13 protein-coding genes are annotated in these 14,922 nt (G+C 33.8%); 5 read left to right on the top strand and 8 right to left on the bottom strand.

Features of this window, described 5'->3' with window-relative positions; all coding sequences use genetic code 11:
• Positions 1 to 175: 175 nt before the first annotated feature.
• The 4 genes from EHQ64_RS20290 to EHQ64_RS00060 all read left to right on the top strand — a co-directional run bounded on the left by EHQ64_RS20290 (position 176) and on the right by EHQ64_RS00060 (position 2,849).
• The gene (locus EHQ64_RS20290; RefSeq protein ID WP_135647368.1) at positions 176 to 523 is read left to right on the top strand and encodes a hypothetical protein; all 348 of its coding nucleotides are present in this window, start codon (positions 176 to 178) and stop codon (positions 521 to 523) included.
• Positions 501 to 1,064 carry a hypothetical protein gene (locus EHQ64_RS00070; RefSeq protein WP_210410791.1) on the top strand — a complete coding sequence of 188 codons (564 nt, stop codon included), beginning with the start codon at positions 501 to 503 and terminating at the stop codon, positions 1,062 to 1,064. Before EHQ64_RS20290 ends, EHQ64_RS00070 begins: the two co-directional genes overlap by 23 nt.
• Positions 1,065 to 1,093: 29 nt before the next feature.
• The gene (locus EHQ64_RS00065; RefSeq protein ID WP_135647365.1) at positions 1,094 to 2,026 is read left to right on the top strand and encodes a hypothetical protein; all 933 of its coding nucleotides are present in this window, start codon (positions 1,094 to 1,096) and stop codon (positions 2,024 to 2,026) included.
• Between the two features lie 133 nt (positions 2,027 to 2,159).
• Positions 2,160 to 2,849: a hypothetical protein gene (locus EHQ64_RS00060; protein ID WP_135647363.1), complete on the top strand. Its 690-nt coding sequence runs from the start codon at positions 2,160 to 2,162 to the stop codon at positions 2,847 to 2,849.
• A 478-nt stretch (positions 2,850 to 3,327) separates the two neighbouring features.
• On the opposite strand, the gene EHQ64_RS00055 is transcribed toward EHQ64_RS00060, so the two are convergent.
• The 4 genes from EHQ64_RS00055 to EHQ64_RS00040 form a co-directional block, all read right to left on the bottom strand.
• Positions 3,328 to 4,128: a hypothetical protein gene (locus EHQ64_RS00055; protein WP_135647361.1), complete on the bottom strand. Its 801-nt coding sequence runs from the start codon at positions 4,126 to 4,128 to the stop codon at positions 3,328 to 3,330.
• Between the two features lie 102 nt (positions 4,129 to 4,230).
• Entirely contained in the window at positions 4,231 to 6,891 is a 2,661-nt protein-coding gene (locus tag EHQ64_RS00050) for an AAA family ATPase (protein ID WP_135647359.1), read from the bottom strand.
• A gap of 159 nt (positions 6,892 to 7,050) precedes the next feature.
• The gene (locus EHQ64_RS00045; protein WP_135647357.1) at positions 7,051 to 9,471 is read right to left on the bottom strand and encodes an HD domain-containing protein; all 2,421 of its coding nucleotides are present in this window, start codon (positions 9,469 to 9,471) and stop codon (positions 7,051 to 7,053) included.
• Between the two features lie 178 nt (positions 9,472 to 9,649).
• Positions 9,650 to 10,093: a TIR domain-containing protein gene (locus EHQ64_RS00040; protein WP_246048466.1), complete on the bottom strand. Its 444-nt coding sequence runs from the start codon at positions 10,091 to 10,093 to the stop codon at positions 9,650 to 9,652.
• 66 nt (positions 10,094 to 10,159) lie between these two features.
• Between EHQ64_RS00040 and EHQ64_RS00035 the strand changes: the two genes are divergently transcribed.
• Positions 10,160 to 10,948 carry a tyrosine-type recombinase/integrase gene (locus EHQ64_RS00035; protein ID WP_135647354.1) on the top strand — a complete coding sequence of 263 codons (789 nt, stop codon included), beginning with the start codon at positions 10,160 to 10,162 and terminating at the stop codon, positions 10,946 to 10,948.
• Positions 10,949 to 11,251: 303 nt separating this feature from the next.
• Here EHQ64_RS00035 and EHQ64_RS00030 read toward each other — a convergent pair whose 3' ends face one another.
• The 4 genes from EHQ64_RS00030 to EHQ64_RS00010 form a co-directional block, all read right to left on the bottom strand.
• Positions 11,252 to 12,259: a hypothetical protein gene (locus tag EHQ64_RS00030; RefSeq protein WP_135647352.1), complete on the bottom strand. Its 1,008-nt coding sequence runs from the start codon at positions 12,257 to 12,259 to the stop codon at positions 11,252 to 11,254.
• 45 nt (positions 12,260 to 12,304) lie between these two features.
• On the bottom strand, positions 12,305 to 12,886 hold the full coding sequence (locus EHQ64_RS00025; RefSeq protein WP_135647349.1) for a hypothetical protein: 582 nt from the start codon (positions 12,884 to 12,886) through the stop codon (positions 12,305 to 12,307).
• Between the two features lie 498 nt (positions 12,887 to 13,384).
• Positions 13,385 to 14,017, bottom strand: coding sequence for a hypothetical protein (locus tag EHQ64_RS00015; protein WP_135647345.1), 633 nt, complete (start codon positions 14,015 to 14,017; stop codon positions 13,385 to 13,387).
• The gene (locus EHQ64_RS00010; RefSeq protein WP_135647343.1) at positions 14,001 to 14,318 is read right to left on the bottom strand and encodes an HNH endonuclease; all 318 of its coding nucleotides are present in this window, start codon (positions 14,316 to 14,318) and stop codon (positions 14,001 to 14,003) included. Before EHQ64_RS00010 ends, EHQ64_RS00015 begins: the two co-directional genes overlap by 17 nt.
• Positions 14,319 to 14,922: the final 604 nt, after the last annotated feature.

Below are 14,922 nucleotides of genomic sequence, written 5' to 3'. Positions count from 1 at the left end.
AGAAGACTAAACCGTGATTTCAAAGCATATATATTTATTAATTACAAAAAATAAAATAAGAAACTTTTGCTTCATTTTGTTTGTTCTGATATTTTTTTCGTGCTATTCGCGATTCCTGACTGCTTATCATCCTTTATTATATAACCAATCTGTCTGCAAGATTGATTTTCGAGAAGTGTTTGAGGGAGAAGATGGAAAGAACAGGGTTCTTGATTTGTATGTGGAATTACCTCAGAAAGAGATTTATTCAATTAAGGAGTTGGTCGAAAGGTTGTTTAATACTTCTGAAGAAGAAGCTCATTTTCATTTAAATAGAGGCTGCAATACTTCTAACCGGTTCGTTAATAATTGCGAAGGACAAGTCTATTTAGGATGTAATTCTTACGATCTATCCATTGAATTAAAGTCCGATACGGTTTCGCATTTATTGGAAAAGAGATTTATTTTTAATGAAGGAGATGAACTTAAGCTTTTCATTTCTGGAAATGGAGGGATATCCTATGCGATTCATAAGTATCATTAGTTTATATATCCCTTTGGTTTTTATTAAATGCTTGGCACCGCATTCATTTTTTGATAATCAAATCATTTCAAGGTATTATTCCTTGTATGATGTACATAATAGTTTTATAGTTCTTCAATTGCCATCTCCTTCAGATAATTTTGTAAGTGAAATTGATAGAAGTAGATTCTATCAATCTGATCTTCAATTATTAATATCGCATGAACGGGATGTTGTTGAATCGGTTAATATTCGGCCTATTCCTTCGGCCATGCAAGCTGTCGGATTGAGTTATTCAGATGGTATCGGAAATAATTATTCGGTTATTTCGGGATGTGATAATTTTTATCCATTCCCGGTGGGTAAGAAGAATGTCAGATTACAGATAACGTTTCAAAAGCCTTTGACGCAAGGATATAAGGATATAAAAGTTAATGAAGTATTCGAGTCAAATTTAATGAAAAGTGAATCGCTTTTCGTAAGTCTGGATTATGGTTTTGAGAAATTATCTTTTAATAAGAAGCCAACCCCTCAGAACATATTAACTAATCGATGTAAATAGAAAGTAATATACCATTTTAAAGGCGAAGTATGAAGACACTTAAAGTTAATTTGATATCCGCAACATTGTTTTTTTTGTTATTACCGTTTATTTCAGGTTGTGATTCAAATGCAGAGAAGAACCCTTTGTCGGCTTTCGGCTTTATTAATGCGGTCATCGCTTCTCTCGATCCTGGTGATGAGTTTCAGTGTGAAGGTAATATCTCCAAAGATACAGCATACGATGTATTTGAAGTTTTCTCGCTTACTGGAAGTATGTCGCAAGGTTGTAGAAAATACTTTCGTTTACTTTCTACACATGATGCTGCATATCGTATTAATAATTTGGAAAGCTTAACTGATAATCAAAATTTTTATATTGGTTATGAAGATGAAGATATTGACGAGAGTGTAGAGCCTTCCTCTTTTGAAACGGAAGGACAGAATGCAAATTTTATACAGATAAAAAATAGCCCAAATGTAAAAGGAATATTTACTCACAAGGATTCTTTTCGTTATTTCGTTGTGGAAGCTCCTCATAATCCAATTAGATACGAATTTATGCCTTCTAGGATTGATTTTGGAACAGGGAGTCCATGTGAATTTCCCGGCGAAGTAAATGGTGGAAATAGTATGCAGAATTTTTTACCAGAACTTGCTATTATTTTTGAACCAGGTCCAACTTTGAAAGGGAATTTACGTGGAGCCGATAATTATTGTTATTATGAAGTTAGGACAAAAGCAGCTCGTTCCGCTCTAACCGCAACACTTACAACCGCTTCGAATCTTTACATTTTTATTTCAGCTGAAAATGATATTAATACCACTGAATTTTCGCTTCAGACAAGTGGCGCGACTAAAACTATTTCAAATATTCCTCTTTCTGCGAATTCAAGAAGATTTATTAAAATTGCCGGAAGTTCTTTATCTGCATGTCCAAATACTTATCCGAATGGGTGTGATTTTACTTTAAATGTTCAGTAGTGAGAAATTGAGAGATAGGGTTCGTTTTCAAGGTTTTGTTTTGAGGAAAAGCTGGTTTATAAGTTTATCCAGAAGAATTAAAATAGAAAGTCTTTATTCTTGTTTGTTCCTTATTCTTCTTAGTTGCAATTTTGTGCGGATCGATAAACCAGCAATACTAATAAGAAATCCAAATTCTACAAATAGTATAAATTTTCAAAAACTTGATATTTCTGTCTTTTATGAAGAGTTAGAAAAACTTATTCCCGAAAATCAAAAAGATGAATTAAGAAAAGAATATTCTTCTATCATAGGGGAAGTTTCTAATAATTTGAAATCAAAACTTATTCAAGATAGCAAGAAAAATGATAAAATCCAAATCAAACTTTCCTATCAAAGCGAAGGGAAACTTTTTTTAGGACTAATTAATATTCAGCCAGAATTAAAAGGTTATAGGGTTGAAATTATTAATACTTTAAGTCTTGGATTAATTCCTTCTTGGTTAAGTTTAAATTTATGTGCGACAGTAATGGTTGATGAAAGTTCCGATGTTATTTGTGGAAAGAAACTACAAGTTTTTCATTTACCCCGTGCGTTAGGTATGTTGTCCTTTTTTATTCTAATACCACTCGATGTTCTTTTCGCTGTTACTGTTTTTCCCTACGAAAAGCGAACTCCTTTGACACAACAGCTATTATACTATGATTCGGATTTTCCTGGATGGATTGCTTCCGATTCGAATTCACCAAATTATCTATCAACATCTCATAAAGATCTTTTATATGAAATTTCTAATGAGATTTCTAAATCAATTTTGAAACTTCAAAGTGAAAGTTCTCTATAAACTATGCCTCTGAAAATTCACACAACTAACGGAAAGTCGACGATTGTTGATGAACAAGACTTTGTAAGATTTCGTTCTCGGGGATGGCATGCAAAGTATAATGAACGAGGAAGACTTGTTTATAGAGTAATCATCGAGAAAGGTAAAAGAAAGATGAGCATCCTTTATCGAGAACTTCTGGATTTGAAGGATTGTTTAGGGGTCGAAGTTCATAAGAAAGAATTCGAACTTCAAATACCCTGATTTAGAATACCTTTACTCAAAGTTGAAGGCGCTGAAACTTAAAAATATTTTGAAGACTGTCGGTATTGTAACAGTTCCTTAGAGAGCATGCAGAGAAATCTTGGGCTCAATTATTTATCTTTGAATTTGTGAGTTTTTTCTTTATTGGGTACATAAGCATAGTTTTGTACCCAATGAAATTGGGATAATTACGCGAACCTGGGCTACGTAATTAAGATGCAGTCGATTTCATAACTCAGCAAGAATTACTATCACCTTTAAATAAGTTATAAATTTCTGTATCGATGTCCTTGAATAGTTCCGCTGCATATTTCCAATAAACTCCTCTTATATATTCATTCGTTTTTACTGCCAAAGCAAGCCCGACAATCTTAAGATTTTTTTCAGGCGTCCATATTCCCGCAGTTGCAGAGTCGTAACTCCAAATTGGGCTTCCGCTTACACCTCTTAATCCTAGTAACGCAGGCTCTTCGTTTGAAATATTTTTATAATTTAAAAGAAAATGTGCTTTAGGATCAAATTCAATCCCCTCAGTCCCTATGGGAATTCTTAAGTAGGTAGATAAACGAAAGTGGTCTGCGTAAATTTTTTTCTCATTAGCGGAATCATGAGAAAGATTATAGGGATACCCTACTACTAGTAGTTCATTTTCAAAATTAACTTTGTAAGATAAATTTCTTTCTGTTAGAATATTATAATGCACGGATACTTTTTCTGCAAATTCGGCCGAGAGCTCAATAATTATTATATCATATTTTTCTCTGAGATTTTTATCACTTATTCTATAAAAATTACATTCTCCAAAATTATAGACAACTCCATTTAAATTGGCGGTTGGAATGCCCACTAAGTCCGAAAATTTTTCAAAATCATCAAAAATATGGCTAGCGGAGATTAAAAAATATCGATCGTTCAATTGAAAAATTGAACCCGTCCCAATGGTACCTGCTCTCTGCTCATGTATTGGAAGCGATATAATTGGGATTACCGACCTTTCGATGAAAGAAATTACTGAGCTTAATTCTATCTTTTCCAAATTGAAATCCTAACATAAAATCCTAAAATTCAAATAGATTATGCCTAACAAAATGTGGCGAAGCCATGAAGTGAGCCATAGTTATGTGCAGTGCTACTTATATTATTTTACAACGGTTGTTAATGAAAAATTGAATAAACCTGTGTCAATTTCCTTGATTATTTCAATTACATTCTTAATATCGGATCTTTCAAATTCAGGCAAATCATCTTGTTCATGAGTTCCTTTGTTAAGTATACTCCATGGATATTTTTCCTTTAATTCCTTTAGTTTATTAAAGATTGTAGTGTTAGGATCAATTGCTTTTAATTCTTTGATTAAAGAATCTACGACTGTAGAAAGCTCAGGCTGAAATCCTGGCGATCTAATTTTTACAGTTAAATTGATGTTTCTTTCTTTTATTATTTTCTTCCAAATTGTTTCAGATAGGCTTTCAACAGCTTGTCTGCATTTAGAGGCTGCATCTTTAAGCGAGTTTTTAGTATAATTTTCTTCCGCTTGAAGAATATAATGTTTGGTATCGCCTGTTGATACTTTTATTCCTCGATACTCAATGGAATCTGAAGGGAAAAAACGATAGTGCCTTACAAGTTTAGAGGCGGCTGAAGCACCAAGTTTGTGCTCAAGTTTATTTATGAATTGTTCACCGTGAGAAGTAATTATCTGTTGTTTTGTTTTGAAGTCAGGGTGTGTTGTTAATAATTCAGCAATACCGCTTCGATGGTCATCGTCAATAGCATTGACTACATCATCGAAAATTATAAATCCTAAATTATCATTAGAGATTTTTGAAAGTAAAATTGATAACCCTAAGACTTTTATATGGCCCTCGCTTAATATATGCAACGCATCTTCTTTATTCTTGATTCCTTTAAAGCGAATTTCTATTTTATCCCCAGGCGTTGATGGTATCGATAGAAAATCCAGTTTTTCAAATTCTGGATCATTTTGATTGATAATGTTGTAGTATTCTAATGCTTTTTCGCTTAAGCCGAATGATAATTTGACAGGTAGTTTATCGCGATAGTTTTTCAGATTACCGATAAGAATATCATAGGCTTCAATATAATTATTAAATTCCGAAATTAACAACTTTTCGTTTTCAATCGCTACTAATTTTTCAGAATTTTCTTCATTGAATTTACTAATTGAAGATTCTATCTCAGATTTTTCTTTATTGAGTTGAATTTCTTGTGTGGACAACTCTACTCGTCTGGTCTCATATTCTTCAAATTTTTGAATTTCAGTGTCGACTTTTTCTTTTTCCGTCCTTTTTTCTTGTAGGTTTAGATTAAAAGAAGAGATCCTTTCAGAAATAAGTGTTATTTCAGGTAAAGCATTCAAAACTGAATTGAGTTCTTCAGAAAGGGTAGGCAGCCAAGTAGGAACGTTCTTTATATCGATATATTCTACATCACTTACGAAAGGAATAACTAGAATTTCCTTTATATTCATTGAGGTAATATCAGTATTAACTTTATTTATTTGAATATTTAGTATATTAATATCTTTAACTGCACTTCGGCAGAGGGATGGGAGATCTTCTTGTAATTTTGATAATGATTTAAGCTTTTCAATTTCCGTTATCGCTTTTTGAAAAGGATTAATAACGACTTGCGTAAGTGGGGTATCACATGCAGGACATTTATCGGCGGATATATCTTTAATACCTATTAATGCAGAGTATAGATCATTGAAGTTCAAATCTGAGCTGTTTATTTGAAATTCGGTTAACTTTTTCGTAATAGTCTTTGAAGTCTCAATTAGTCCGCTAACTTTCTCTTGAATTTCTGAAAAATTTTCAATAACAATATCCTTTTGTATTTCCGAAGCCTTCAATTGCTGCAATTCATATATTTTCCCAGATACACCATCTTCGCCTTTGAGGAATATTTTCAGAGATTCTTTTGTCGAAACATCTGAATTGTTGATTTCTTTGAATAGCGTAGTCCAACATTCTGCAATCACGGCTATGCTTTCGTTAACTTCTTTCAGTTTTGCGATATTTTCGTTATTTGTTTTTTGTGATTCACTAAATTCGTTTGCGAGTTTTGGTTCCAAAGTCAATTGAGGAGCAAAGTTGTTTGTAAATCCGTCAACAAAATCGCTAAATGAATCTAAGCCAAAAAGGGTTGCAATTCTATCTTTCTGATCGGAATTCGTTGTAGCGGTGATACGAGCAAATGCATCTATTCTGTTTTTTTCTATGAACGAAAATTTGTATAATATTTGATTTGCCTGGACAGGGACAGCTTCATTTCTATCGCCATTTTTTGTGTAAACAATGGGTTTCTTACCTTCTTGCTTCGAAGTATTTTTAATGTAATCTTTTATGAGAATTCGTTTAGCAGAGGCTTCTTCGATCTCGTCAAGAAGCGCATATTCTAATCCTTCACAGAAACTCGATTTACCAGATCCATTTGGGCCGTATAGAAAGGTAAAATTAGTATCAAAAGAAAATTTTTCGGATGAATTAAATCCACGAAATGGACCAATTTCTAATTCTGAAATGTTATTAATTCTATCTGTTGAATATCCAATATTTGGTGAAACAAGTGGAAAATCAGCAGCAAGCGTTGATCTGTTTTTTTCAATAAGTTCAGCAATTTTTTTTGCTCTTTGAGATTTGGCTGTTCCCAAGGGTAGTATTGTATCAAAATTTGATATCAATAAATTCAATAGTTTCGTTTGAATTTCGTTTAACGAAGAGTCCTTGAGGGATATTATCCACTGTTCAAATTCATTTCTTATAGCATTATTCATATTTAAAAACCATTTCCGGCTATTTGATTTTATATGTAGGCTTTACGATATTACACATAACTGCTTAAGCGTGTTCTTGCGGGGATTTAATTATACACTTGCTCTGTAAACCGAATGACTGTTTAAAGTTAGACAACATGACTCCTTTATAATGGGGACTTAAACCGCTTCCAAGCCAATTCTGAAGTTACTGTTTTCGGCTGACTTACTGAGTAAAATATCTTTTAAAATATCCCAAGTATTGGGATCAATTTGTTGTTTTAAACCTGAGCAAACAAGTGTAGCCAAAGCAGTCTCGAATTCTTTCCACTTGTCTCCACTAAGAATTTGATTTCTCGCCGAGTTTAGATCTAAATCTCCTTTTCCATTTATATCGATTACAAGTAAAAGAGGAAATGGCCATGCGATTTTGGCTTGATTTGTTAAGAGCCGCCAAGGTTCCGGAAAAAGATTGGTCGGGATATCTATTCCATGCAATGATATTCGCGATTTAGATCTTGCAATCACTCCATGAGAATTTGAGGTTTCTATTTTACCATCGTCGTCTATGGAAATTGACGTTGAAATCTGCATAATTTCATTTTCGAGAATCTGAATTGATTTTGTTAAATCATGGCTTTCCCCTTCAATATCAATATTTTTTTTAGTCAGCTGTATCTCCTCAACTGGAACATTTTTGTCTTCGAGTATTGCAATAATTGCAGTGCCAGATATTCCTTTTTCAGGCAAATTAAGATCTACATTATATTGTTTAACATTTTCATGTTCACCCCAAGAATAATCTCTGAGGGATTCTGCAGTAACGAGGCTAAAGCTAGTTTCATCTATACTTTCACTTTCCGAACCACTTTGTATATTTACTTTAAACGGGGGATTTGGTAAAACACGTTTAACAGAATCTATAAAATCAGCCTCCTTCATTCTTTCCCACGGGTTATTTGACTTACGTAAAGTCAATTTTGTAATTGTGCCTGGAAACTTCCGAATCCCTTCTCTAATCCAAAAAATGCTTTCTTGACCTTCAATCACAATGTTTAACGGATCACTGGAGCTATGTTGTTCATATAATTTTCGTGTTTCAACTTCGAACGAATCAGCAACCATGAAGCATGACAGTATACCGATCCCAAATCTTGAGGTAGGATGGAAATTTGCGTTCGATTGAATTCTCAGATCGTAAAAATCTGCTGATTTATAAAATGAGGATCCTATTTTGGAATAATATTTATCGATAATATACTGATCCATTCCGATTCCGTTATCTTCGATTTCCAAAATATCATCTGAATCTCGTTTATAATAACGTATATTAATTTCGGGGTTATAAGGATTATTCCATGAATCTTCCATCGCCTTCCTTAATTTACAGGCATCAATAGAATTTTGTAAGAGTTCTCTTAGAGCGACTTCAGGATTCCCATAAAGCTTAGTTCCCATTAGCAGATCAATCACTTGGGTTTTACTTAGGCTAAATTGAGTTTCTTTATAATTGTATATCGGTTTTCCTGATAAGTTATGCTTTGTTTGAATTTTACTTTTATCGACGGTTAATGGAAGATTAAAATTTATTTCTCGTTTTATTGTATTCAATTCAGGTTTAATTTTCGATAATATATGATTACACTCAATTAGTTCCTTATTTATATACGAACAAAAAGTGTGTATAGCTGATTCAATTGCTGGATGTTCACATTTTGCTTGAAATTGAATTAACTTATCAGAAATTGTCCATGCTTGAATAGATCTATGTTTATTCCACTCACTGATTGAAATGGGATTTCTTACAAAGAGATGAGAAAATAAAATTGAAGGAGTTCTTTTTGCGTCAAAGTCCAAAATATCGGCTATTCTAAGTATAACACCAATTAGAGGAAGGCAGGCACTTTCTTCCGGTGAGCATAGCAAATTCACATCTAACGCTAACAAAGAAGTGGCATCGTCATTGTGACTAAAGCAAAGTTCTGCAAATTCTAAAGTTAGATCAATGTCTCTATACTTAATTTTTCCGGCCCAATGTTCTTGAATAATTTCTTTTGCTCGGACAGCATGAGTAATGCGAATGTAATCAGTTATAAGATAGTCTCTTGACAATTGTGCTTGGGTTAGGTTTCCATTATTAGCATATTCTTCTATTTTTTCCAGAGTAGAAGGTCTTCCATTAGCAAATTTCGTGAATTTTTTGTATTCCAATTCCTCCCTTTCATTATTAAATTCGGGCTTTTCATCCCAAATTCTTTTCCAAGCTAATACATCTCTCTCATCAGGAGCCATCCCTATATCGTGAAAAAAGGCTCCCAAAATCAAGAGCATCAATTCAGGTGTTGATAGCATTTGAATATTATTAGATAATAATCTTTCCATCAGATGCAATACTCTGAAGAGATGATCGCCATCATGTAGAGTGAATTCTCCCATATGTCTCAGAATTGTCTTTGTTCTTTGATATGCGAAGTAAGTAGCATCATCAATTAATGCTAAAACTAAACTTCCGGACGGATCGGATTCACATTTTTCCTTTAAATTATTATATAACGTGCTTTTACTCAATCTATCCTTAGTTTCGCCCCTCCAGTCATCCATCGTTAATATCCTTTGTAAATTTTAATATGAAATGTTCAGCGGAGTTATAGCATAGAATGAAAGTTGCTATCGATATCTTGACGTTTATGTAGATTAAAATGCTCTTGAATGATCGTGACATATTTTCATAATATAAATCTGGTTTTGGAAACGTATTTATTTTTAATTATTAACATCCTTATTCTTCTTCATTAAATTCTTCAAAAGCATCTTCTAACTCTTTAGCTACGCGAGAAAAAGTAATTGCAATATTATCTTCACTAAATGACTCATATACGATTCCGGAAATGTTTGTAAATTCTTCTACTCCATTTTGCTTCAAAACGAGGACATTGTTCCTTCCAAAGCGACCTTGACAAAATCCAATTTCATGAATAACGTTTTGCCTAGCTCGTAAACCTCCGTCTTTCTGTTCATCGTCAGCGGTCATAATGATAATGGCAAAGTGGCAATCTTCAGTTTCGTCTTCCAGTTTTTCAATAATGGTCCGACCGCGATTAACTTCTTCTTTTAAAACCAAAGTTGCAAAGTTAAGATCTTTATTAATATAACGTTCCAGATCTTTCCATAGAGAGCTTCGCCCGTGCGAGATAAAAACAACAAATTCTTCTTCATCATGCATTAATCGTCTCCAATTCATTAGACACATTTCTTAGTTTGTCCACTTTTATAGGAGGGAAAATAAGAAATGAATAAAACCTTAAAGTTAACCGGAATACATACTTACGACACATATATAAAAAAGTGCAATAATATTTTGAATACACCTAACGTGCCTGAAATCAAGGAATGGCTGGATTCATTAAGAGGGCGGCTCCGTCCGGCTACAATTCGGACGATAAAGTCAGGTCTAAAAAAGTCCATTTTAGAAACATATCGCGGCCAAAGCAATTATGAGTTATTTGCTAGTGTTCTGGACCGAACTTTTCAGGATATCAAAGTTGATAGGGCCGATGCAAAGGTATATTCAGAAAAGGTTTTAAATAAAAATGAGATTCATAAATTAATTAAGAATTCTGCTCCTCGTACCTCCCTGATTATAGAGACCTTGAATCTTACAGGCCTTAGGATTACAGAATTATTGTCTATCCGTCGCAAAAATTGCTGTCATGAAGGTAGATACGTATTTATTCGAATCGTTGGTAAGAATCGAAAGGAGAGGCGCATTTTTATTCCAGTATCCTTATTTAATCAGATTAACGAAGAGTTTAGGGGGAAGACCTTTTTATTTGAAACTATTAACGGTCGTATGATTACTCGAAATTACGCTTGGAAGGAGATAAGCCGGAAGGGATTGGAGATATTAGGAAAGCGGATCCACCCTCATACCTTTCGCCATACGTTTGCAACGAGAACCATCCTTAAGGATAGAAAAGATATCAAAGCTGTCTCCCAATATTTAGGGCATGCGTCTACGTCAATAACGGCTGACATGTATTTGCATTCTGAGTTAAAACCCAAAGATCTTTTCAAATAAGAAAACACGTGTAGGGGCTTCCTTCTGAAGTATTAGAATTCTTTAAATATTGAAAATGCCCTAAAATGGCATATAGTGCATGTATATTTGCGTGCTACTAAACGTGCGATTATTAACTAAATAAACGAGTAGTGAAAAATAGATCAGGGATCAGATCAGGCATATATTTTAATGGACTCCAATACTTTTAAGATCTTAAAAATCGAAAATCTGAATCAGAACAGGGATGCACTTTTTACATGTGATATTTGTGCAAAGCTTCAATGCTATAAATCGAATCAGGATTAGATTTATAAATAGAAATTAAATCCTTACATGAGAATTTTGATTCGCGTTAAAAATTTCTAATACTCTATCGAAAATTAAGGCATCCAATAGCTCCTCATCCGAAGTAAAACTGTCGAATTCAATTTCTTCTTGTAATTCGAATATGGATATAATGTTTTTCTCGTTAAAGTCTTTATCGGTTTCGGATAGTGCTAATTGGGTAATTGCAATATTTTTCAATGGAGAAGCAGATAGCAGAAGAAGCTTTGCTTTTTGTTCTGAAGACCTGTGCCCAATAGTTCCTTTCAGAAACTGAGATTTGAATGGTCCTTCTTTGATTAGCATTTTTAGAAGGAACAGTTTTCTCGCCGCTAAATATACTATCAAAGAGATCTCATCAAAGTTCAATCTGGTAGTTAGTTTATTCCATGCTGATGTTAGAGAGTATTCTTTTCCCTCTGCTTCAACTAAAACCTTTTCATTTTTACTCCTTACAATCCCTATAGTTTCTCCTCTTTTTGTGACTTTTCGAACGGTGTCCCCGATCTTTATTTCATTATAGATCCAATATAATTCAGAAGTGATCTTTCTTAATGTTATAGAACCATCTCCTTCGATCACTCTATTTGTTAAATATTCAGAAGCTTCTGCTGTCAGTGGAAATCGAATTTTCTTAAAGGTCGTATTGAGGTAGTCTTTTGCCCGTGTAACTGCTAAATCATAAGTAAAATATTGAGAATTATCTCGAATCTTCTTCCTGATATCATCTATCTCTTCTGATAAAGAAATAATATCTAAATTTGCGAAGATCTGAGCAATACTTTTCAGATTAATTTCATCAAAACCTCCGGTCTGGTTTATTAAATCAGTGAACAGTTGCTCAAGTCGATCAATGAGTAAAAAGGAGAGAAATTCCAATTCCTTTTCACTGTTTCCTATCTCTGATAGATATTTTTTAATTATTGAAATTAATAGTTCTTCATTTAAGCTTTTCAAAGCTGATAATGACTTATGCTTGTCTTCGATTGTAATCGATAATTGCATTTGCTTTAATTTGAATTTGATTAAAAGAATCTTCGGACGATACTTTTATTCAGTCAAAGGAGAATCTTGATCTTCAACAAGAACTCCTGTTCCTGCAACTTCGACCACTTTGGTATAGATGACTATTTCTGTGCTCTCTTGGTGCTTTCCCCAACCGTGAACTAAAATATAAGGTCCTGAACCAAATAGTTCTTTGTATAGGATGCTTTTGAATGTAATCTTTTCTTTGTCTTTGAGCTGTTGGAATTTATCTGTAACTTGGACTGGAGATATATTTTTTGAGCCGAACAATAAATCATTTGTCCCGCCGACGAGCGTTATTCGAGAGTCGCACTTGAACTTTATAACAATATCTGCTGAGGAATAACTTTCGCTAATTACTTTATATGCATCGCAATTATTTGGATTCTCAATTACTTGACCAACCTTGAAGATCTGGATTAGCTTTTTAAGCGATTTTAGTCGGAGATCATTTGCGAGGGCCGTTCTCCCTTTCTCATGGTAAAGATAAGAGTCGTCGTATTCATTTAACACTTTTGAAGTTAGTTCAATTTGCAATTGATTAGCTTTTGATAATAAAATTCCAATCGGCATTAATATAAATATAATGATTTGTAACTTCTTCATATAGGTTCCTTGGTTTGATACTTAGGGCGGGCTAATAGAGGAAGTTATTACGCTCAAGAACTTGAGAGCGCTGTATACTTATACTTTGGGAAAAGACGAACTTTCCTTCGCCTAAGCTTTGGGAAGGGGAGTTTTTCGAAAAAATATTCGGTTTTTCTCCTTAAGCTACCCTGAAATCTGCCTAAATATCAGAACAAACAGTATACTGTCTGTTCATTTTGTAAACTGCAATTTAACGTTCTTCGGTGGATTTAGAGTCCTATCAAAAGAACTTCCGAAAAAAACTCGGAGCGAAAATCAAGCAGCTAAGGCTTGAAAAGAATATAACTCAGGAAGGAATGGAAGATGGGCCCTATGGATTATCGTGGCGCACTTTTGTTGAAATTGAAAGAGGAAATTCAAACGCAACGATCAACAGCATTATCAAAATTGCGCTACACTTAGGAGTTAAACCGAAAGACTTATTAGATATCTGAACTTCTTTTAAGAGTCCATGCACTAGTTTTCTGCGTTCTGCAATCTTTCGAATTTCTTTCGATTCTTTTCAAAAGCATTTATCCAAATACTTTCCTGATAATGACTTAAATTTGCTCGGCATTGTTTAAAACAAATATCCCATTCTGACTTGCTTCTCGTTAAATCTGGAAATTCACTTCTCAACATTCGTAAATAATTTCTGCGGGACGTCATTGCCCACATATAAGCTTTAATCGATATAGGAACGTTTTTATAGTCTCTAATAAAGCAGTTAAGCTTGTTTATTTCAAGATGAGCAGCACGAAGAAATGATTGGCTAATCGGATCTAATTTATCTGGTCTTTTTGCAAAGTCGTTTAAATCTCTTACAACCGTTTCTATCCGTCTTTCTTTTAAGGAATTAGTATAAGTCTTATTCAGTAGATTCTTTTGTTCAATGGATACATATTTCCAATGTGGATCTTTATGGATATCATCCCGAACGCTTCTTCTTAGGTATGTTAGAAAGTTCTTCTGAGAAGAATTAGCACATTTTCCCCAGCTAATCCAGTCTATTGGTCTATCTTCTTCTCTCAAATAGAAATAATACCTGGAATTTAAGTTGGAGGCAATGCTTCTCGCCAACCAATGCGGAAATTTACTTTTTCTTTTCATATTTTTTCACTGATGAATATCCATACTTCTTTCCTTTCCAATTGATAATATCAGCAGCAAAGTTTACGATCTCCTCTTCTGTATAATATCGCTTTAACTTTGAAAGCGGAGCTATCACGTTGCATATATTTGTAAATTCATGTTCGCCTCCTTTTCTTACAGGAACGATATGCTCTGAATTGGTATTTTCAGGTAACAGCTCTCTACCTGTGAGAAAACATCGATTATCTTGCTGTTTAAGAATCTTATAGAAATCTTCAACAGGGAATTTGTATTTTGATTTTTTCCTTTTACTTGTCATTATCGTAGCCGCGTAGTGGTTTTATTTTTCGATCTAAATTTTGTATAAAGGAGAAACGGAAGTTTCTCCTTTAATGGCCGGATATAGAAGTTGATTCTTCGATCATGCCAAGGCTGAGAAATTCTTCTTTTTTCAATGAGTTTTAGTTTTAGCCATTTCTTTAAAATAGTCAGTAATGTAGTTTTATGAAGCTTTAGAACGGAACAGACTTCGTTTACAGAATGGTATTTTTCGTTTTCTTTTGGAGAATGGATTAAATTCCAGACTTTTTGAGCGGACTTTTGGTATTGAAGTTCTCTTTTTCTTTTAGGATAGTTTGAATGGGAATTCGACCAAAACTTGTTATGGTCTTTCATTTCTCTTTGGAGAATGGAAGACCCCTTGATCGAAACAGATTCATTGAGAGGAGCAAATCCATTCTGTTGAATTGATTTTTTGAATATTGGATTTGCTTCAACTTTATAGGAAAAAGCGCTAAGAGACTGAGAGAGCCAATTTTTAGTGTCCGAAGTGGTTTTCTTCAGTCCATATCCCTTCGCACCAATCCTCACAGGCGCCGCTTGCGGCGCATGAGTAGAAATTGGCGCCAACACATCGAGTCCAA

Source organism: Leptospira sarikeiensis (genome assembly GCF_004769615.1).
In the GTDB taxonomy this organism is placed as follows: Bacteria; Spirochaetota; Leptospiria; order Leptospirales; family Leptospiraceae; genus Leptospira_B; species Leptospira_B sarikeiensis.
Note: the sequence above shows the minus strand (reverse complement) of the source record. Positions and strands in the feature narration are given on the sequence as shown.